The following is a 19,574-nucleotide window of genomic DNA, read 5'->3' as shown; positions in this document are numbered from 1 at the left end:
ATGCCCTCCACCTACGTCCCCCACGCCGCGGGATACGTCGACAACGACGGGCCGAAGATCGTCACCTCGCGGTTCAGCCACGAGGACTCCTTCACCCTGGAGCGGTCGCTGGCCACCGGCGGCTACGAGGGCCTCCGGGCTGCCCTAGGCATGCGCCCGGCCGACGTCCACGCCGAGGTCCGTGACGCCACCCTGCTAGGACGAGGCGGCGCCGGGTTCCCGGCAGGTGTCAAGTGGGGTTTTTGTCCTGAGGGCGTGTGGCCCCGCTACCTGGTGGTCAATGGTGATGAGAGCGAGCCCGGCACCTACAAGGACCGGCTACTCATGGAGCGCGACCCCCACCAGCTCATCGAGGGGTGCCTCATCGCTTGCTACGCGCTCGGGTTGTCCCAGTGCTTCCTGTACGTGCGAGGCGAGATGGCCCTGGCCCAGGAGCGAATTGCCACCGCGTTGAACGAGGCGTATGCCGCGGGCTACGTGGGCCGCAGCGTGCTGGGCAGTGCCTTCTCGGTCGACGTCACCCTCCACTGGGGGGCCGGCGCCTACATCGTGGGCGAGGAGACGGCGCTCATCGAGAGCCTGGAGGGCAACCGGGGGATGCCCCGCATCAAGCCCCCGTATTTCCCAGCGGCCATTGGCCTCTACGGGAAACCGACCATCGTGAACAACGTGGAGACCCTGGCCAACGTGCCGTGGATTCTCCGCCACGGGTCCGGCGCCTACCGGAAGTACGGGTCCGAGGCTTCGCCCGGTACCCGCCTATTCACCGTGTCAGGGCACGTGGAACGGCCCGGTGTGTACGAGGTCGAGCACGGCATCACCACATTCCGCGACCTCATCTACGGCGAGGCCTACTGCCGGGGCATCCGAGACGGCAAGCAGCTCAAGATGTTCATCCCGGGAGGCGGGTCGGCACCCTGGTTCTTCGAGGAGCACCTAGACCTACCCTTGGAGGCCCGCGACGTAGGCCAGGCCGGGTCCATGCTCGGGTCAGGGGCCATCATCGTGATGGACGAGACCACCGACGCCGTGCGGGCCTGCCACCGGATGGTTCGGTTCTTCGCCCGGGAGTCGTGCGGCAAGTGCTCACCGTGCCGCGAGGGCACGGGATGGGCGGAGAAAGTCCTCCTCCGTATCCTGGACGGCCACGGTCGCCCTGCCGACATCGATCTCCTGTTGGACGTGGGTGACAACATCAGCCCTGGCCCGTATCCGGTGGCCTCGTTCGCCGCCGAGAACCTCGAAGCGGTGCCGTTCCCACCCCTCCAGACCACCATCTGCCCACTGGGGCCGTCAGCGGTAGCCCCCATCGTGTCCACCATCCGGCGGTTCCGCCACGAGTTTGAGGCCCGCATCACACGGAGCGACACCATCCCGGTGGTCGCCGCCGATCCGGGGGCGGGGTTGTGAGCCCGACTGGGGACGCTTCCGGCGTGGAGATCACCGTCGACGGCCGGACGGTGGTGGCCGAACCGGGAGAGCTGCTCATCAACGCCTGTGAGCGGGCTGGGACCTACATCCCGCGCTTCTGCCACCACAGCCGGCTGAGGCCCGTCGGGATGTGCCGCATGTGCCTGGTCGAGGTGGACACCGGGCGGGGCCCGACGCTCCAACCCTCCTGCGTCGTCGGGTGTACCCCAGGCATGACGGTGGAAACCGGTTCCGACCGAACCCGCAAGGCCCAGGATGGGGTGCTGGAGTTCCTCCTCGTCAACCACCCGTTGGACTGCCCGGTCTGCGACAAGGGTGGGGAGTGCCCGCTCCAGGACCAAACCATGGCCTTCGGCCCCGGAGAGAGCCGCTTCGTCGAGGAGAAGCGCCACTTCGAGAAGCCCATCCCCGTCAACGACAACGTCCACCTAGACCGTGAGCGCTGCATTCTCTGCGACCGGTGCACCCGGTTCGCCGGCGAGGTGGCCGGTGACCAACTCATCCACTTCATGGACCGGGGCGGCCAGACCCAGATCAATACCTTCCCTGAGCAGCCCTTCTCCTCCTACTTCAGCGGCAACACGGTGCAGATCTGCCCCGTCGGTGCCCTGACCGCGGCCCCGTACCGGTTCAAGGCCCGACCGTGGGATCTCGAGGAGGTCGAGTCCACCAGCACCCTGGACAGCGTGGGCAGCCGGATCGCTGTGCAGTCGTCACGCGACCGCGTGCTGCGGTTCCAGGGGGTGGACGCCGACGCCGTGAACTGGGGCTGGCTGTCGGACAAGGAACGGTTCGTCTTCGAGGCCTATGACCACGAGGACCGCCTAGTCGGTCCGCTCCTCCGGGGCGACGCCCTTGGGAACCGGACGCTGGACGGCGACCAGCTGGTGGCCGCGCCATGGGGCGAGGCGCTCACGGCGGTTGCCGGAGCGCTGCGGGCGGCCCCCGCCGACCGGATCGCCGTGGTGGGCGGAGCCCGGATGACCAACGAGTCGCAGTACGCCTGGGCCAAGCTGGCCAAGGGCGTCCTGGGGACTGATCATGTGGACGCCCAACTGGGTGACGGCCTGCCCGCCGAGGTGGTGCTCGGCCTTCCCCGGGCCACCATCGACAGGGCCTGCACCCCCGGCGGAACCATCGTGCTGCTCGGCCCGGACCCCAAAGAGGAGTTGGGGGCGCTGTACCTGCGGCTCCGTCACGCTGTGGTCTACGACGGGGCCACCCTCATTGAACTCACCCCCCGTCGGACCGGGCTGAGCGACCACGCCGCGCACTCCCTCCGAGTCCTGCCTGGGGAGGCGCCCGCCGTCGTCCGGAGCCTGTTCGGCGAGGGTTCGCCGGCTGGCGTGGTCGGCCTGTCAACCGACGAATTACGTGATGCCGGGGCCACCCTGGCGGCCGCCCGGGGCCCGGTGACCGTGCTGCTTGGCCGCCCCTCGCTGGCCGAGGCCTCCGGCCCGGTGGTCGACGCCGCCCTCGGCTTGTACGACAACCTGCCGGACTCGGCCTTCCTTTCGTTGCTGCGTCGGGGCAATGTGCACGGTGCCCTGGACATGGGTCTGGCCCCCGGGATGCTGCCCGGGCGTTCCACCATCGCCGAGGCTCACCGCTTCGTCGACCACTGGGACCGGGTACCCACCGAGCGCGGTCGCGACACTCTGGCCACGCTGAACGCCGCAGCCGCTGGCCAGGTCGATGTTCTGGTTCTGCTGGGGGCTGACCTGCTAGCCGACGTGCCGGATCGGGACCTGGCCCGCCGGGCTCTGGACGGGGCGGGCACCGTGGTCGCTGTCGACCTCTTCGCCACCCCCACGGTGGCTCTAGCCGACGTGGTGCTGCCGGCGGCCGCCCCCACCGAGGTGGACGGCAGCTTCACCAACCTGGAGGGTCGGGTCAGCGTGGTGTCGCGCAAGGTCACTCCACCCGGCACGTCGCGCCCCGACTGGATGGTGGCCGCCGAGCTAGCCGACAGGCTGGGTGCCGACCTGGGTCTCGCGTCGACGGACGACATATGGGCCGAGTTGGCCGCCGTGTCGGTCGTCCACGCTGGCCTCTCGCCCGAGGCCCTAGTCGCCCACACCCGGGAGGGCCTGCTGGTCGCCGGTGGGTCGGAGCTGGAACGCCCTGCCCCGACAGACGTAGCGGGACGCGACGCATACGGGTTACGGCTGGTGGCCAGCCGCTCGATGTACGACACCGGCGTGCTGGTTGGCCACAGCCCGTCGCTGGCCGGCTTGGCGCCGGGGACCCGGGCGGCCTTGGAGCCCACGGACCTCGCCCGGTACGGCGTGGCCGAAGGGGAGGTCGTCGACCTGATCGGTCCGAAGGGAACCGTTCAGGTGGCGGTCACCGCCGACGACGGCGTGGCCAAGGGCGCCGTCCACCTCTACGTGAACCAGCCCAACGTCGACGTCTGCGAGATAGTCGACGCTGACCTGCCAGTCACCGAGGTCCGGGTGGGACGTCGATGAGCCACGCCATCCCCTCGGGACCGTTGGTGCTAGCCGCTGACCCGCTCCTCAACCAGGGCCTGGGCCCAGGCATCGTGGGCATCGTCCTGCTCAAAGTGGTCGTGGCCTTCGTCCTGCTGCTGGTGTCGGTGATGCTGATGATCTGGTTCGAGCGCAAGCTCGTAGCCGACATGCACAACCGAATCGGCCCTTCGGTAGCCGGGCCGTTCGGCATCCTCCAAACGCTGGCCGACGGCATCAAGCTCTTCTTCAAAGAGGACCTGGTCCCCGACCGTGCCGACCGGATCGTGTTCAAACTGGCTCCCTACCTCTCACTGATCCCGGCCTTCCTGGTGTTTGCCATCGTCCCCATCGGGGGTGACTTCTCCGGTGACGGCACCGTCACCTTGTTCGGGGAGCGGACGTACCTCCAGGTGGCCGACCCGCCGGTCGGCGTGCTTTTCTTCCTAGCCCTCTCGTCGATCGCCGTATACGGCGTGATGCTGGCCGGTTGGTCCTCGGGCTCCAAGTACCCATTGCTGGGCTCGGTACGGGCCTCGGCCCAGATGATCAGCTACGAGGCGGCCCTCGGGCTGGCCATTGCCTCCGTCTTCCTGACCTCAGGATCGCTATCTACCCACGACATCGTGGCCGGACAGGTGGCAGGTCACTGGAACGTCCTGGCCACCGGCGTGGTGCCTTTCCTGGTGTTCCTAGTAGCGGGAACGGCGGAGCTGAACCGGCCTCCGTTCGACCTGGTAGAGGCCGAACAGGAGCTGGTCGGCGGGTTCCACACTGAGTACAGCTCGCTTCGCTTCGCTTTGTTCTTCTTGGCCGAGTTCATGAACGTGATCACCATGTCGGCCATCGCTGTCACCCTGTTCCTCGGGGGGCCGGCAGGTCCGATCCTGACCGACACCCTGGGATGGGTGTGGCCGATCCTGTGGTTCGGCCTCAAGGTCTTTGCCTTCCTGTTCGGCTTCGTGTGGCTGCGGGCCACCCTGCCCCGCTTCCGGTACGACCAGTTGATGGACCTGGGGTGGAAGGTGCTCATCCCGGTGTCACTGGGCTGGTTCCTGCTTATCGCCACGCTGAACGTGGCCCGGGACCGCGGTTGGCCCATTCTGGTCGTGGTCCTGGGCGGGGTGGCCGTAATGGTGATTGCGGCGGCGATGTTGTCAGGAGCGGTCGACAAGGCCCGGGCCGATCGCTTGGCCGGAGCCGAGGACGAGGGAGTGGACGCCTGATGGGCTACTTCCGCGGCTTCGCCGTCACCTTCCGAAAGATGTTCGAGCAACGAGTCACCACCCCGTACCCGAAGCAGAAGAGAGACAAGCCGACCCGCTTCCACGGTCGCCACGTGCTGAACCGGTACGAGGACGGCATGGAGAAGTGCATCGGGTGCGAGTTGTGCGCCGGGGTGTGTCCCGCCCAATGCATCTACGTCCGGGGTGCCGACAACCCGGAGGACGCCCCGGTTTCGCCTGGCGAACGGTACGGCTTCGTTTATGAGATCAACTACCTGCGTTGTATCCACTGCGACCTGTGTGTAGAGGCCTGCCCGACCGAGGCGATCACCGAAACCAATCTCTTCGAGTTCTCGTTCACCACCCGGGCCGACGCCGTCTACACCAGGGACGAGTTACTGGTGGATGCCGAGACCGGACAGCCGAACCACCTTCCCTGGGAGGACTGGCGACCCGGCGATGACGAGCACACTTCGGGTTGGATGCGGGCCACCGCGCCGAGCGGCGACTCCACCTACCAGGGCCGGGTGGCCTGGTCGGGCGAACTCGGCTACGGCGTTCGGGCCGCCGAGCCCGTTGAGCCAACTGAGTCCGCCGAGCCTCCGGTAGACGGGGGAGGGTCCTGATGGACGCCACCGTCTTCCTGATCAGCGCAGCCATCATCCTGACCGGCGCCGGGGGGGTGCTGGCAGCACGCAACCCGGTCCATGCCGCCCTGTTTCTGGTCCAGACCCTCTTCGGAGTGGCCGTTCTGTTCGTGCTGCAGGACGCCACCTTCCTGGCCGCCGTGCAGGTCATCGTCTACGCCGGAGCGGTGGTCATTCTGTTCCTGTTCGTGATCATGCTGTTGGGCGTCGACCGGGCCGAAGACCTAGGCGTGGAACCTATTGTCGGCCAGCGACCGATCGCCGCTCTGATCGGGGCTTCCCTGCTGGGCCTGCTTTTGACGGTGCTACTCGTCTCGGTGGACGGCCCGACCGGGGCTCGGGCCGCCGACGCTCCGTTGGGCGGTGCCGACGACAACACCCGACGACTCGGTGAGGCGCTGTTCACCGACCACGTGTTCGCCGTGGAGCTTACGGCCCTTCTCCTGACGGTGGCCGTGGTAGGAGCGGTCGTGTTGGCCCGTCGGCTCCGCGGCCCGCTCCAGCCCCTGCCAGTGGTGGCCGTGGCCTCCATGGTCGACGACGGGTCGGTGGGTAACGACGAGGCTGCAGGCGAAGACGGCTCGGTGCCCAGCGTCGCGGAGCCGAAGGACGGGATCCACGAGGCACCGGACGACGGGGAGGGGGCCGCCTGATGGTCGTCACCACCTCCTGGTACCTGACCCTGGCAGCCGTCCTCTTCACAATGGGGGCCGTCGGTCTCCTCACCCGGCGCAACCCGCTGGTCATGTTCATGTGCGTGGAACTGATGCTCAACGCCGTGAACCTCACGTTCGTCAGCCTCGGCGCAGACCTGGGCGACCTAAGCGGGCAGCTGGCCGTGTTCTTCGTGCTGGTCGTGGCGGCTGCTGAGGTGGTGGTCGGCCTGGCCATCATCGTGGCCATCACGCGCCGTCGACAGGGAGCCACAGCCGACGACCTCTCGGTGTTGGGGGGATAGGGACGTGTTGGACGCCGTGTGGCTGGTCCCAGCCCTCCCGCTGGCCGGGTTCCTGGTCCTGACCTTCGGGGGTCGTCGCCTACGCGAGCCCATTGCAGGCTGGCTGGCCACCGGGTGCATGGCCAGTTCCTTCGTCGCCACCCTGGGGGTGTTCCTGGCCCTGGTGGGCCGACCATCCGATGACCGCCGGTGGGTTACCACGCTGTTCGAGTGGGTGCCGGCCGGCGACCTCCGGGTCGATGCCGGGTTCCTGGTGGATCCGCTGTCGGTCACCATGTGCCTTTTCATCACCGGCGTGGGGGCGCTCATCCACCTCTACTCGATTGGTTACATGCACGGCGACGACGGGTACCGCCGGTTCTTCGCCTACCTCAACCTATTCGCCTTCTCCATGCTGGTTCTGGTGCTAGGCGACAACCTGCTCCTCACTTTCCTGGGGTGGGAAGGGGTCGGTGCCTGCTCCTACTTGCTGATCTCGTTCTGGTTCACCGACGAGGCCAACACCACAGCGGGCAAGAAGGCGTTCGTGACGAACCGGATCGGCGATTGGGGATTCATGGTCGCCATCTTCCTCACCTTCTTCACGTTCGGGTCGATCGCCTACGTGGACGTCCTGGACACCACGGCGGCCGGCACGGTAGCTACCTCGACAGCGACGGTCATTGCCGTGATGCTCTTCGTGGGGGCCATCGGCAAGTCGGCCCAGTTCCCGCTGTACCTGTGGCTGCCCGACGCAATGGCCGGTCCAACACCCGTCTCCGCACTGATCCACGCAGCCACCATGGTCACCTCAGGCATCTACCTGCTCACCCGGGTCAACCCGATCATCGCCGACGCCGCCGACTGGGTCCCCACCCTGATCGCCTGGACGGGGGCCGGGACGGCGCTGTTCGCGGCGACCATCGCCGTTGCCCAGCGCGACATCAAAAAGGTGCTGGCGTACTCCACCATCAGCCAGCTGGGCTACATGTTCCTAGCCGTGGGCTGCGGGGCGTACGTGGCTGCCGTGTTCCACATGGTTACCCACGCCTTCTTCAAGGCCCTCCTCTTCCTGGGGTCTGGTTCGGTCATCCACGGGATGAACGGCGACCAGGACATGGCCCACTACGGAGGCTTGCGGCGCTTCATGCCGGTCACCGCAGGCACCTTCGTGGTCGGCTGGCTGGCCATCGCCGGCGTACCGCCGTTCGCCGGATTCTGGTCCAAGGACGAGATCCTGGCCTTCGCCTGGAACGAGAGCCCACTGCTGTGGGCGGTGGGCCTAGTCACTGCTGTACTGACCGCCTTCTACATGACACGTCAGGTGGTCCTGACCTTCTTCGGCCGAGGCCGATTTGCCGATCCCCGACCGGCTGAGGTGGAGGCCGCCTGGGAGGCCCGCCTAGCCGAGGTCGACGCCACCGTCGAAGCGGCCAAGCAGACGGTGGCCGCCGAGACCGACAACGGTCAGCCAGCCGAGGGCCTCGAGGCCGCCGAACAGGCTCTGGCCGCCGCCCGGGCCGAGCAGGCCACCCTACGGGCCGCCGCCGACGTGCGCCCGGAGCCATCCGGCTTCGCCCTGGAGGCGGCGCCCGACGTGGGCCCGGTGGCCGATGCGCTGCCCGACGAGGTGGCCGTCCGAGCCGAGCACCACCCACACGAGTCGCCGCGTTCCATGACCCTCCCGCTAGTAGTCCTGGCTGCCCTCAGCGTGGTCGGAGGGTTGGTACAGCTGCCGTTCTCGTCCACTACCAAGCGCCTGGAGCACTGGCTGGAGCCGACGCTGTTCCACAACGAGGTCCACCTGACGATCGGCGCCGGGACCCTGTGGATACTGGCCGTAGTGGCGGTCCTGGGCGGGGTGGTCGGGATCGGCGTGGCCGTGGCTGCCTACGCGGCCCGGCGGGTCGACCACCGGTTGTTCGAACAACCGGTCCTGGCCGACGCCTGGCGCCTCGACCGAGCCGTGTCCCGTTTCATGGGCGGGCCAGGCCGGGCCGGTTTCGAGGCCGTAGCGAGGTTCGACGAGGCCGTGGTGGACGGCGCAGTAGACGGAGTGGCCACCCTGGTTAGGAAGGAGGCGGGCCTGCTCAGGCGCTTCCACAACGGCCTGGTCCGTACCTACGCCGTCGGCATCGGCGTCGGGGCGGTGGGACTGGTCGCCTGGTTCCTGTCGAGGTCCTCGTTCTGATGTCAGTCCTGGCCACTGCCTCCGGAGTTCCATTCGCCGTCCTACCCGCACTGGTATTCACCCCGGCGGTGGGTGCCCTGATAGTGGCCATCCTTCCCCGTCGCCGACCCGAGTTACTCAAGCTGGTGGCCGTTGCCACCTCGGCGGTGGTAGGTGCCATGGCCGTGTGGCTGCTGACTGCCTTCGACACTGGGCACGGTGCCGATCTGCAGTTCGTTTCCCGGAGGGACTGGATTCCCGACCTGGGCATCCAGTGGCTGCTGGCCGTCGACGGGATCTCGTTGTTCCTGGTCGTCCTGACCGGCGTGCTGTTCCCGATCGCCCTCCTGGCAGTGGATCCCGGCCACGACGACCGGGCCTACTACGCCTGGCTGCTGCTACTGGAGGCAGGGGTGATGGGTGTGTTCATGGCCTTGGACCTAGTGATCTTCTTCCTCTGCTTCGAGGTGGTCCTGGTACCGATGTACTTCCTCATTGGACGGTGGGGGCACGGCAACCGGGCCTACGCGGCGACCAAGTTCTTCCTGTACACGATGGCCGGTTCGGCTTTCATGCTGGTCGGCATCCTGGCCCTGGCCTTCCTGCACGCCGACGCCACGGGCGGCGACCTGACCTTCGACCTGGTGGCCCTGGCCGAGGCCCAGAGCCTGGAGACGACCACCGCCCGGTGGGTGTTCCTGTCCTTCGCTCTGGCCTTCGCCGTGAAGGTCCCGATCTTCCCGCTCCACACCTGGCTGCCTGATGCCCACACCGAGGCACCAACCGCCGGATCGGTGATCCTGGCCGGGGTGCTGCTCAAGCTGGGCACCTACGGATTCCTGCGGTTCGGTCTGTACCTGTTCCCCGAGGCGTCGCATTACTTCGCTCCGGTCTTCCTGACCCTCGGCGTTGTGGGCATCGTGTACGGCGCCGTGGTGGCCACCATGCAGCGCGACCTGAAGCGCCTTGTGGCCTACTCCTCTGTAGCTCACCTGGGCTTCATCGTGCTGGGCACCTTCTCGCTGAACACCGAGGGCCTCGAGGGCAGCCTGCTCCAGATGGTGAACCACGGCGTCTCCACCGGAGCCCTGTTCCTGCTAGTCGGGATGATTTACGAGAGGTGCCACACCCGCCAGATCGACGAACTGGGTGGCCTCCAGAAGCCGGCACCGATCTTGGCTGCCGTATTCACCGTCGTCATGCTCTCCTCGATCGGCCTGCCAGGCCTGAACGGCTTCGTCGGCGAGTTCCTAATCCTGGTGGGTGCTTTCAACGCCCACCGGTGGTGGGCCGTGGCGGCCGCCGGTGGGGTGATCCTGGCTGCTCTCTACCTTTTGTGGGCTTACCAAAGGGTGTTCCACGGGCCGGCGGAGGGTGACAACGCCTCCATCTCCGACCTGCGGCTCAGGGAGGGCCTGGTGCTGGCTCCGCTCCTGTTCCTGATCGTGGGTATGGGCGTCTACCCGAAGCCGGTCATCGAGCGCATGGAGCCCGCCGTGGATGCCCTGGTGGCCCACGTCGAAGCCCACGTAGAGGGCTTCACCGAGCCGACCAGCCGATTCGGCGCCGACGTGGAGGCCGGCGGCGACCACGTTGGAGGCTCTGACGGTCACAGCGACAGCCATGGCGAAGACCACGGCGACGCCGGAGGGGACGATCACTGATGGCGTCGGTAACCACCCCGGAGGTTCTGTGGTGGGCCCTGGCGCCCGTGCTGCTTCTCGCCGCTGGTGGTCTTCTCCTGCTGACCGTGGCCTCGCTGGTGCGGCGCCTGCCCGGGTACCTGCCCCAAGCCTGGACGGTGGCCGTCGGCCTGGCTGTCTTGGCCACCACCATTCCGTCGTGGGTTGCCGTTCGCGATGGCGGCCCACGCTCCCTACTCAGTGGCACGGTGGCCGTCGACGGGTCCACAGTGCTGGTAACCGCCGCCCTGGCCCTGGCCGTGCTGGCCACCGCGCTGCTGGCCCGTCCATACCTAGAGCGGGAGGATCTGCCAGGCGTCGAGCTCTACGTGCTGTTGATGCTGTCGGCGGCCGGCGGCGTGGTCATGGTCTCGGCCGACGACCTCATCGTCCTCTTCCTCGGCCTGGAGATCCTGTCCATCGCCGTTTACGTACTGGCCGCCTTGCACCTACGGCGCTTCGAGTCCCAGGAGGCGTCGCTCAAGTACTTCGTCCTCGGGGCGTTCGCGTCGGCCTTCCTCTTGTACGGCATGGCGCTCGTCTACGGCGCTACCGGCTCGACCCGTCTGGCCCGAATCAGTGGCTACCTCGCCGGAACCGTGCTGCTCGACGACGGGATGCTGCTGGCCGGGATCGCCCTGCTCCTGGTCGGCCTGGCCTTCAAGGTGGCGGCCGTGCCATTCCACGCCTGGACCCCCGACGTCTACCAAGGAGCACCCAGCCCCGTGGTGGCTTGGATGGCGGCCGGCGTAAAGGCGGCCGGCTTCGCCGCCATGGTCCGTGTCCTGGTGGTGACCCTCGGAACCCACGCTTCGGACTGGCGGCCCGCCGTGGCCGTCCTAGCCGGGGCCAGCGTGGTGGTGGGGGCCTGGGTGGCTGTCCTTCAGACCGACGTCAAACGGATGCTGGCCTACTCCTCGATCGCCCATACCGGCTTCCTGTTGCTCGGCGTGCAGGCGGCCAGCCCACGGGGAACCGCCGCCGTCTACGCCTACCTGGTCATCTACACCTTGCTGGCCACCGGGAGCTTCGCCGTGGTCACCACGGTGGGCGGAGCCGGCGACGACGGACACGGCTTGGAGGCCTACCGGGGACTGGCTCGCCGCCAACCGGTCCTAGCCGGGGCGTTTACTGTCCTGCTGCTGGGTCAGGCGGGGGTGCCGTTCACCGGAGGTTTCGTGGCCAAGCTGGGGGTGCTGGCCGCTGCGGTAGACGGTCGGTCCTACTGGGTGGCCATGGTGGCCATGGTGGCCGCCGCAGTGGCTGCCTTCGTTTACCTCCGGATCCTGGTGGCCATGTACCTGCAGGACCCGAAGGCCGACGAGGTTCCCCCGCACGTCGTGCCTCCGGGAGCCCGGGTGGTGGTCGGCGTGGCCTGTGCAGGGGTGCTCTTCATCGGCCTCCTCCCGGCGCCGTTGCTCGACCTAGCGCGCCAAGCAGTACCCGTCCTGGTGGGTGGCTGAGCCGTGGCCGCCTCCGTCGGGACCCACTCCACGGGAGCCAATCGGGCATTCGGGAACGCCGGCTTGCCCGATAGTCTGCCCGGGACGCTGGCCCGGCCGTTCCATCCGTCGTCGCCCGCCCCACCGAGTCGTTAGGTTCTTCGCCCGTGTCCGAATTCCTCCGCAGTTGGCTGGTGGTGGTCGTGTTCGGAGGCCTCGCCGTGCTGCTGGTTTCGGCGTTCCTGGGCCTGGGCAGCCTCCTGCGGCCGTCCCGGGAGACCCCACAGAAGACGATCACCTACGAGTCCGGGGTAGACCCCTACGGGGACCTGTGGAGCCAGTCGAACATCCGCTACTACGTGTTCGCGCTGATGTTCGTTCTGTTCGACGTGGAGGCCGTCTTCATCTTCCCGTGGGCCACCCGCCTCGAGGTCTACGGCGTGTTCGGACTGGTCGAGATGGCCATCTTCATCTTCATCCTGGCCCTCGGGCTGTTCTACGCCTGGCGCAAGCGCCTGCTGCGGTGGATCTGAGCGACCGGGCAGGCGGGGAGGACGACCATGGGTCTGGTTGAGAGCGGCAAGCTGCCAAAGCCGCTGACCAAGTTGCTCAACGTCAGCCGGAAGTACTCGCTGTGGGTTTATCAGTGGGGCCTGGCCTGCTGCGCCATCGAGATGGGGGCCGCCTTCGCCTCACCCCGCTACGACGTCATGCGCCTAGGCGTGATCCCGTTTCCGGCCAGCCCGCGGCAGGCCGACCTGCTGGTCGTGTCGGGCACGGTGACTGACAAGATGGCACCGTCCGTCCGCCGCCTCTACGAGCAGATGCCAGAGCCCAAGTACGTGATCTCCATGGGCTCATGTGCGAACTGTGGTGGCCCTTACTGGGACAGTTACTCGGTGACCAAGGGCGTGGACCAGATCGTGCCCGTCGACGTCTACGTGCCCGGCTGCCCGCCTCGCCCTGAGGCCCTGCTGGAAGGAATCGTGCTGCTCCAGGAGCGCATAGCCACCGAGGACATGACCGAGCGCTGGACCGGTGATCCCATTGTCGTCTCCTGACACCGATACCCCCGTCCCAGACGGGGACGAGGCCATAGAGGCCCCCCCGGTCGACGAGCGCCGCGACGCTTTGGTGGCCGCCCTGGGCGACGCTCTGGGCGAAGGTCTAGTTGAGCACCACGTGGCCCCCGGGGTCGACGTGTGGGCGCGGGTCGACGCAGGAGCCTGGGTGGACGCCGCCCGGACCCTCCGGGATCGATGCGCCATGTCCTACTTCAACTTCCTGTCGGCAATCGACTGGCAGCCCTCGCCCTACGGGCGCGACATGGACGCCCAGGTCGACCAGGAGCCCGGCGACGCCGAAGCGGACGCCGAGATGGGGTGGGGCCTGGCCGGGGGAGGCACCCGATTCCAACTGCTGGCCCGGGTCCACGATCCGGTGGGCCACCTCGGTATCACCGTCAAGGCCGACCTGGTCGACGACTACCCCGAGGCCGACTCCTGGGTCCCGGTGTACCCGGGTGCTAACTGGCACGAGCGGGAGGCCTGGGAGATGTTCGGCATCTCGTTTCGGGGTCACCCAAACCAGGTGCACCTTTACCTGCCGTCCCACTTCGAGGGGAATCCCTTGCGTAAGGACTATCCGCTGCTGGCCCGACGGGTGAAACCCTGGCCGGGCATCGTCGACGTGGAGCTAATGCCCGGCGATGACGGTGACGAAGACGAGGACGAGGGGGACGGGTCGTGACCGCTGTGGACGACACCCGCCAACTCGCCTACATCACCGGCCAGGCCAGTGATGCACGGGTCAACGTCGAGATCGAGACCGAGGGCATGACGCTCAACATCGGTCCCCAGCACCCGGCCACCCACGGCACGCTGCGGGTCGTCGTCAAACTGGACGGCGAGCGGGTGACACGGGCCGAGCCGATCATGGGCTACATGCACCGCGGCTACGAGAAGTTGGCCGAGGTCCGTACCTACCCGCAGGTGACGACTCTGGTCAACCGCATCGACTGGCTGGGCAGTTTCGCCAACGAGGTGCCGTTCATCCTGGCCGCTGAGCGGCTCATGGACGTCGAGGCACCGCCGCGGGCCCAGTGGATCCGCACCGTCCTGTTCGAGCTGTCCCGGATCGCCAACGTGGTCCTGTTCCTGGGGGACATGGGCGTGCAGCTGGGCGCCGTCACCCCGGTGTTTTTCGCCTTCCGCGACCGCGAGTTCGTACTCAACCAGATCGAGGCGGTCACCGGCGGCCGCTTCCACCCCAACTTCGACCGCATCGGCGGCCTCAAGGACGACCTCCCCAAGGGTTGGACCGAGGAGACGAAGAGCGTGCTGGGCCGCATCCGCACGTTCTGCAATGAGATGGAGGACCTCGTCACCGGCAACGAGATCTTCCAGGCCCGGACCCGGGGAATCGGTGTCATCCCGGCTGACGTGGGTCTGGCCTACGGGCTTTCGGGGGCCAACATCCGAGCAAGCGGTGTGGATTGGGACCTCCGCCGTGACGGCGGCATCGGCCTGGTCCACGACCAACTGGACTGGAAGGTCTGGACGCATCCGGACGGCGACTCGTTCGCCCGCTACTGGGTGCGCCTGCAGGAGGTCCGCGAGGCCTGCGACATGGTCGACCAGCTGCTAGACGGCATGCCCTCCGGTCCGGTCATGGCCAAGGTGCCCCGCATCATCAAGGTCCCGGCCGGCGAGGCCTACGTGGAGACCGAGAACCCGCTGGGTGTGATGGGCTACTACGTAGTCTCCAAGGGCGACCTGGTTCCCTACCGGGTGAAGATCCGGTCGGCCTCGTTCAACAACATCTCCATCACGCCGTGGCTGTTGGAGGGCACCTACGTCCCGGACGTCATCTCGATCCTGGCCAGCCTGTACTTCATCCTCGGGGACATCGACCGGTGAACGGCGCCCTCACCCTTGCCGTCGAGTTGGCCTGGTGGCAGCAGACCGGAATCCGGGCCGTGGTCGGCCTGCTGGCCGTGCTGTTGCCCGCCGGGACGCTGGTCTACCTGTTCCTGTTCAAGATGATGAGCTTCATGCAGAGTCGGCTCGGGCCCATGGAGGCCGGGCCGTACGGTTCCTTGCAGCTCCTGGCCGAGGTAGGCAAGTTCCTCCAGAAGGAGGACATCCTCCCCCGCAAGGCCGACCGATGGGTGTTCATGGCGGCGCCCTTCGTAGTCCTCATCTCGACCTTCCTGCTGGTTCTGGTCATCCCAGCCGGACCAGACGCGTGGTTCATCGACATTGATACCGGAATCTTCTTTGCCCTGGCCGTGTCGTCGATCTCGGTCATCGGGATCCTCATGGCCGGTTGGGCCTCGTCGTCCAAGTACTCGCTGCTAGGCGCCCTGCGGGCCGCTGGACAGTTGGTGGCCTACGAGCTACCGCTGGTGCTAGCCGTTATGGGCGTAGTCATTCAGGCCGGCACGCTGAACGTCCAGGACATCGTGATGGCCCAGGCCACAGGCGAGATCTTCGGATGGGGCGGAATCGGAAATCCGTTCATCCTCACCCAGTTCCTGGGCTTCGCCATCTTCCTCATCGCCGTGCAGGCAGAGCTGACCCAGCCCCCCTTCGACATGCCGGTGGCCGAGTCGGAACTGGTGACCGGCTACCTCACCGAGTACAGCGGCCTCCGGTTCCTGCTGTTCTTCATTGCCGAGTTCGCCACGGCGGGCATCTTCTCGGCCCTGGCCGCCACCCTCTTCCTTGGCGGCTGGTACGTGCCCGGCCTGGACCCGACCAGCGACCTGTTCAACGTGCTGGGCCCGGCCATCCTGCTGGGCAAGGTCATCTTGGTGGCCTTCCTCATCTTCTGGTTCCGCTTCACATATCCGCGCTTCCGGGAGGACCAACTCCAGCAGCTGGCCTGGAAGGTCCTCATCCCGCTCTCGTTGATCAACATCGTGGTGACCGGCGTCCTAAAGGTGGTTTTCTGATGCCCTCCGTCCCCCGCCTCCCCGGACTCCTCAAGGGTCTCGGCGTCACCATGCGGACCATGGTGCGCACCCTGACCAAGGGCTCGCACACCGTGCAGTACCCGAAGGTCAAGGAGACCCCGACCCCCCGGGCCCGCGGCGTCATCACCCTCCACGAGGAGAACTGCACAGCCTGCATGCTGTGCGCCCGCGAATGCCCGGACTGGTGCATCTACATCGAGGGTCACAAATACAAGGCGCCGCCCCGCCGCCCCGGCGGCAAGCCCCGACAGAAGAACGCCCTGGACCGCTTCGACATCGACTTCGCCCTGTGCATGTACTGCGGCATCTGCGTCGATGTCTGCCCGTTCGAGGCCCTGTTCTGGTCGCCCGAATTCGAGTATTCGGAACCGAAGATCGCCGACCTCCTCCACGACAAGTCAAAGCTCAGCCAGTGGATGGAGACCGTCCCGGACTTCCAGGAATACGAGACGGGCAGCGAGGCCAAGAAGGCCAAGGTGCCGCGGTGAGCGTGCTGGCCGCCCTGGAGGGAATGGACCGCCTGTCGAGCGGCGAGGTGCTGGTAGCCCAGAACGTCGCCTTCGGCGTCATGGCCCTCGCCATGGTGGTCGCCGCCCTCCGTATGGTGACGACCCGCAACGTGGTCCACGCCGCCCTCTACCTGGTCGTCGTGCTGGCCGGGGTAGCCGGCATGTTCATCCTGCTGGGCGCCGAGTTCGTGGGGGTGACCCAGGTGCTGGTTTACATCGGGGCCATCGTCGTGCTGTTCCTATTCGGCATCATGCTCACCAAGGGGTCGTTCGGCGAGGACGACGGCGTGACCGGTGAGCGGCGCCTCGTGGCGGGCCTAGTGGGCCTGCTGGTGTTTGGCGTCATGGCTGCCGCCCTGGTCGAGTCGTTTGAGGACGCCGAGTTGTCACGGTCCGGGCCCAGCACCACCGCCGAACTCGCCGACAGCATCTTCAGCGACTACATCGTGCCCTTCGAGGCAGTGTCGGTCCTCCTGCTGGCCGCCCTCATCGGGGCCATCGTGGTGGCGAGGAGGGACTGACGTGCTGCTGAACCAGTTCCTGCTGCTATCCGCCGTCCTGTTCGCCATCGGCGTCTACGGCGTGCTGGCCCGTCGAAACGGCGTCCTGGTACTCATGTCCATTGAGCTCATCCTCAACGCCGTGAACCTCAACCTGGTGGCCTTCGGGGCCTTCCGCGAGACGGTGGGCGGTGAGGTATTCGCCCTGTTCGTGATCGCCGTGGCGGCCGCCGAAGTCGGGGTGGGCCTGGCCATGGTGCTGCTCCTGTACCGGAACCGTCGGTCCATCGACCTGACGCAGATCGACCAGCTGAGGGGCTGAGCCGATGACCGAACTCCTCACCATCGCCGCCTCGACGGATGGAGGTGGCCTAGCCCTCGGGATCACCGAGGGGGGCAACTGGTTCCTGCGCAATGTGTGGCTGATCCCGCTGCTGCCCGCTCTGTCCTTCGTGGGCATCCTGTTCTTCGGCAAGCGCATGCCCCGTGGCGGCTCGGAGCTGGGTGTGGCAGCCCTCGGCATCGCCTTCCTGCTGGCCGTGGTGACCGGAGCCGCCTGGGTCGACCACCGGGACGACTACCACGGCGAGGAGGTCCACCGGGCTGTAGTCGTCCACGACGCCCACGCTGACGCCCACGCTGACGCCCACGGTCACCCGTCGCTGGCCGTTCACCGCACCGCCACCTGGTTCCAGACCAACGGCGTCGAGTTCACCATCGGGACCCTCGTCGACGGCCCGGCGGTCATGATGCTCCTGGTGGTGACCCTGGTGTCGCTGCTCGTACACGTGTATTCCACCGACTACGTACACGGGGACCGCAGGTACACCCACTTCTTCGCCTTCCTGTCGCTGTTCAGCGCCTCGATGCTCCTGCTGGTGGTGTCAGAGAACACCCTGCAACTTCTGTGTGCCTGGGAACTGGTCGGCGTCTGCTCCTTTGTCCTCATCGGCCATTGGTGGGAGGAGAAGCCCAACAGCGACGCGGCGCTCAAGGCCTTCCTGACGAACCGGGTCGGCGACATGGGCCTACTGGTCGGTGTGACCGTCCTTTTCTTTGCTGTCGGCTCGGCGCTACCCGACCGCTTCGGCTCGTTCTCCATCGCCGAGACCAATGCCCTGGCCTCCAGCGGGGCGCTGTCCCACACGACGCTGCTCATCGCCTCGTGCTGCCTGATGGCCGCCGTCATGTCCAAGTCGGGCCAGTTCTTCCTGCACACCTGGCTGCCCGACGCCATGGCCGGTCCGACACCCGTATCCGCGCTCATTCACGCAGCGACCATGGTGGTGGCCGGCGTGTTCATGATCGCCCGCATGTACGGGGTGTTCTTCGAGGGCTTCCAGATCGGTGGGAGCTCCATCAACCTGATGGCCTTCATCGGCGGCCTGACCACCATCGTGGGTGCCTGCCTGGCCTTCGTGCAGCGGGACATCAAGAAGGTGCTGGCCTACTCCACGATCTCCCAGCTGGGCTACATGGTGATGGCCCTGGGTGTAGGGGCCTGGACAGCGGCCATGTTCCACCTGTTCACCCACGCCTTCTTCAAGGCCTGCCTGTTCCTGGGCTCCGGGTCGGTCAGCCACGCCGTGCACAGCTTCGACATGAAGTCCGACATGGGCGGCCTCCGCAAACACATGCCCCACACCTACCGGACGTTCATGATCGGCACCGTCGCCCTGGCTGGCCTGCCTCCGCTGGCTGGCTTCTGGTCCAAGGACGAAATCCTGGTCGGGACCGGCGGCTGGGGCCTGCTGGGCGGAACGGGCGGCAACGGTGCCTACACCCTCATGCTGGGCATGGGCATGCTCACCGCGGCGCTCACTGCGGCCTACATGACGCGCTGCGTCTACCTGACGTTCTTCGGCGAGTTCCGGGGCCACGGCCAACCGCACGAGTCCGGCCCGCGGATCACAGTGCCGCTGTGGATCCTGGCTGGCCTGGCCGTGGTGGCCGGGTTCGTGAACCTGCCCAAGGGCTTCCAGATGGCGCCCGGTTCGCTCCAGGAGCGGTTCGGCCACTTTGTGGAGCCGGTGGCCGGCTACTTCCCGGCCATCAGCCATGGGACGCCCAGCTGGTCATTAGCTGTCGTGTCCACCCTGGTCGTCGTGGGTGGCATAGCGGCCGCCGGTTGGTACTACTTCGTGAAGGTCGAGGCGGCCTCAAAGGTCGCCGGCACCAGCCTGACCGAGTTGCCTGACGGCCCGACCACGAAGTACCCGCTGGCCCGCATGGGGCACACCCTGCTGGCCAACAAGTACTACCTCGACCACCTGTACAACGAGGTGGTGGTCGACGGGACGAAGGGGCCGGTGGCCCGCTTCGCCTATCGGATCAACCAGCAGGTCATCGACCGGACGGTCGACCTGGTCGGCGAGACCGCCGTGAAGGCGGGGGTTGTCGTCTACGAGAAAGTCGACCAGCTGGTAGTCGACGGGGCAGTCAACGCCTCGGGTTCTGCCTCATCTGCCACAGGTGAGGAACTTCGCAAGATCAACTCCGGCAAAGTCCAGAGCTACGCGGCGATCCTGTTCGCGGCAGCCACGGTCCTAGCCGGCGTACTCATCGTCATCGTCTAGGAGACGC

17 protein-coding genes and 1 pseudogene are annotated in these 19,574 nt (G+C 67.0%); all 18 read left to right on the top strand.

Translation table 11 applies throughout. The features are described from left to right. The 18 genes and pseudogenes from nuoF (at position 1) to MK181_00495 (ending at position 19,567) form a co-directional block, all read left to right on the top strand. Positions 1-1,410, top strand: coding sequence for an NADH-quinone oxidoreductase subunit NuoF (nuoF, locus tag MK181_00580; protein MCH2418290.1), 1,410 nt, complete (start codon positions 1-3; stop codon positions 1,408-1,410). Positions 1,411-1,433: 23 nt separating this feature from the next. After that, positions 1,434-3,902, top strand: coding sequence for an NADH-quinone oxidoreductase subunit NuoG (gene nuoG / locus MK181_00575; GenBank protein MCH2418289.1), 2,469 nt, complete (start codon positions 1,434-1,436; stop codon positions 3,900-3,902). Beyond that, entirely contained in the window at positions 3,899-5,128 is a 1,230-nt protein-coding gene (gene nuoH / locus MK181_00570) for an NADH-quinone oxidoreductase subunit NuoH (protein ID MCH2418288.1), read from the top strand. The genes nuoG and nuoH (MK181_00570) overlap by 4 nt, the downstream gene beginning before the upstream one ends. Further along, positions 5,128-5,754: an NADH-quinone oxidoreductase subunit NuoI gene (gene nuoI / locus MK181_00565; protein MCH2418287.1), complete on the top strand. Its 627-nt coding sequence runs from the start codon at positions 5,128-5,130 to the stop codon at positions 5,752-5,754. Before nuoH (MK181_00570) ends, nuoI begins: the two co-directional genes overlap by 1 nt. Continuing rightward, positions 5,754-6,428 carry an NADH-quinone oxidoreductase subunit J gene (locus MK181_00560; protein ID MCH2418286.1) on the top strand — a complete coding sequence of 225 codons (675 nt, stop codon included), beginning with the start codon at positions 5,754-5,756 and terminating at the stop codon, positions 6,426-6,428. Before nuoI ends, MK181_00560 begins: the two co-directional genes overlap by 1 nt. Then, a complete protein-coding gene (gene nuoK, locus MK181_00555) occupies positions 6,428-6,733 on the top strand; it encodes an NADH-quinone oxidoreductase subunit NuoK (GenBank protein ID MCH2418285.1) in 306 nt (101 codons plus the stop codon). Before MK181_00560 ends, nuoK (MK181_00555) begins: the two co-directional genes overlap by 1 nt. Before the next feature lie 4 nt (positions 6,734-6,737). Next, positions 6,738-8,903 (top strand): NADH-quinone oxidoreductase subunit L, encoded by a 2,166-nt coding sequence (gene nuoL / locus MK181_00550; protein MCH2418284.1) that lies wholly within the window; start codon positions 6,738-6,740, stop codon positions 8,901-8,903. Continuing rightward, positions 8,903-10,546, top strand: a complete 1,644-nt coding sequence (locus tag MK181_00545; GenBank protein ID MCH2418283.1) for an NADH-quinone oxidoreductase subunit M — start codon at positions 8,903-8,905, stop codon at positions 10,544-10,546. The genes nuoL and MK181_00545 overlap by 1 nt, the downstream gene beginning before the upstream one ends. Beyond that, complete coding sequence (locus tag MK181_00540; protein ID MCH2418282.1) at positions 10,546-12,027, top strand: NADH-quinone oxidoreductase subunit N; 1,482 nt, start codon at positions 10,546-10,548, stop codon at positions 12,025-12,027. Before MK181_00545 ends, MK181_00540 begins: the two co-directional genes overlap by 1 nt. A gap of 146 nt (positions 12,028-12,173) precedes the next feature. Then, positions 12,174-12,539 (top strand): NADH-quinone oxidoreductase subunit A, encoded by a 366-nt coding sequence (locus MK181_00535; GenBank protein ID MCH2418281.1) that lies wholly within the window; start codon positions 12,174-12,176, stop codon positions 12,537-12,539. Between the two features lie 84 nt (positions 12,540-12,623). Then, positions 12,624-13,067 (top strand): annotated as a pseudogene (locus tag MK181_00530) (NADH-quinone oxidoreductase subunit B). Beyond that, complete coding sequence (locus MK181_00525; protein MCH2418280.1) at positions 13,045-13,755, top strand: NADH-quinone oxidoreductase subunit C; 711 nt, start codon at positions 13,045-13,047, stop codon at positions 13,753-13,755. The pseudogene MK181_00530 and the gene MK181_00525 overlap by 23 nt, the downstream one beginning before the upstream one ends. Then, positions 13,752-14,924 (top strand): NADH-quinone oxidoreductase subunit D 1, encoded by a 1,173-nt coding sequence (locus MK181_00520; GenBank protein MCH2418279.1) that lies wholly within the window; start codon positions 13,752-13,754, stop codon positions 14,922-14,924. The genes MK181_00525 and MK181_00520 overlap by 4 nt, the downstream gene beginning before the upstream one ends. After that, on the top strand, positions 14,921-15,961 hold the full coding sequence (gene nuoH / locus MK181_00515) for an NADH-quinone oxidoreductase subunit NuoH (GenBank protein MCH2418278.1): 1,041 nt from the start codon (positions 14,921-14,923) through the stop codon (positions 15,959-15,961). Before MK181_00520 ends, nuoH (MK181_00515) begins: the two co-directional genes overlap by 4 nt. Next, entirely contained in the window at positions 15,961-16,470 is a 510-nt protein-coding gene (locus MK181_00510; protein MCH2418277.1) for an NADH-quinone oxidoreductase subunit I, read from the top strand. The genes nuoH (MK181_00515) and MK181_00510 overlap by 1 nt, the downstream gene beginning before the upstream one ends. Next, complete coding sequence (locus MK181_00505; GenBank protein ID MCH2418276.1) at positions 16,467-17,012, top strand: NADH-quinone oxidoreductase subunit J; 546 nt, start codon at positions 16,467-16,469, stop codon at positions 17,010-17,012. The genes MK181_00510 and MK181_00505 overlap by 4 nt, the downstream gene beginning before the upstream one ends. Position 17,013: 1 nt before the next feature. Next, positions 17,014-17,313 (top strand): NADH-quinone oxidoreductase subunit NuoK, encoded by a 300-nt coding sequence (gene nuoK, locus MK181_00500; protein ID MCH2418275.1) that lies wholly within the window; start codon positions 17,014-17,016, stop codon positions 17,311-17,313. A 4-nt stretch (positions 17,314-17,317) separates the two neighbouring features. Beyond that, positions 17,318-19,567, top strand: coding sequence for an NADH-quinone oxidoreductase subunit L (locus MK181_00495; protein MCH2418274.1), 2,250 nt, complete (start codon positions 17,318-17,320; stop codon positions 19,565-19,567). Positions 19,568-19,574: the final 7 nt, after the last annotated feature.

This window comes from Acidimicrobiales bacterium, assembly GCA_022452035.1.
Taxonomy (GTDB): domain Bacteria; phylum Actinomycetota; class Acidimicrobiia; order Acidimicrobiales; family MedAcidi-G1; genus UBA9410.
Note: the sequence above shows the minus strand (reverse complement) of the source record. Positions and strands in the feature narration are given on the sequence as shown.

Bases quoted from the DNA above. Each gene is read 5' to 3' on its own strand.
- nuoF (MCH2418290.1), top strand. From the start codon at position 1: ATGCCCTCCACCTACGTCCCCCACGCCGCGGGATACGTCGACAACGAC.
- nuoH (MCH2418288.1), top strand. From the start codon at position 3,899: ATGAGCCACGCCATCCCCTCGGGACCGTTGGTGCTAGCCGCTGACCCG.
- nuoI (MCH2418287.1), top strand. From the start codon at position 5,128: ATGGGCTACTTCCGCGGCTTCGCCGTCACCTTCCGAAAGATGTTCGAG.
- MK181_00560 (MCH2418286.1), top strand. From the start codon at position 5,754: ATGGACGCCACCGTCTTCCTGATCAGCGCAGCCATCATCCTGACCGGC.
- nuoK (MCH2418285.1), top strand. From the start codon at position 6,428: ATGGTCGTCACCACCTCCTGGTACCTGACCCTGGCAGCCGTCCTCTTC.
- MK181_00545 (MCH2418283.1), top strand. From the start codon at position 8,903: ATGTCAGTCCTGGCCACTGCCTCCGGAGTTCCATTCGCCGTCCTACCC.
- MK181_00540 (MCH2418282.1), top strand. From the start codon at position 10,546: ATGGCGTCGGTAACCACCCCGGAGGTTCTGTGGTGGGCCCTGGCGCCC.
- MK181_00510 (MCH2418277.1), top strand. From the start codon at position 15,961: ATGCCCTCCGTCCCCCGCCTCCCCGGACTCCTCAAGGGTCTCGGCGTC.
- MK181_00495 (MCH2418274.1), top strand. From the start codon at position 17,318: ATGACCGAACTCCTCACCATCGCCGCCTCGACGGATGGAGGTGGCCTA.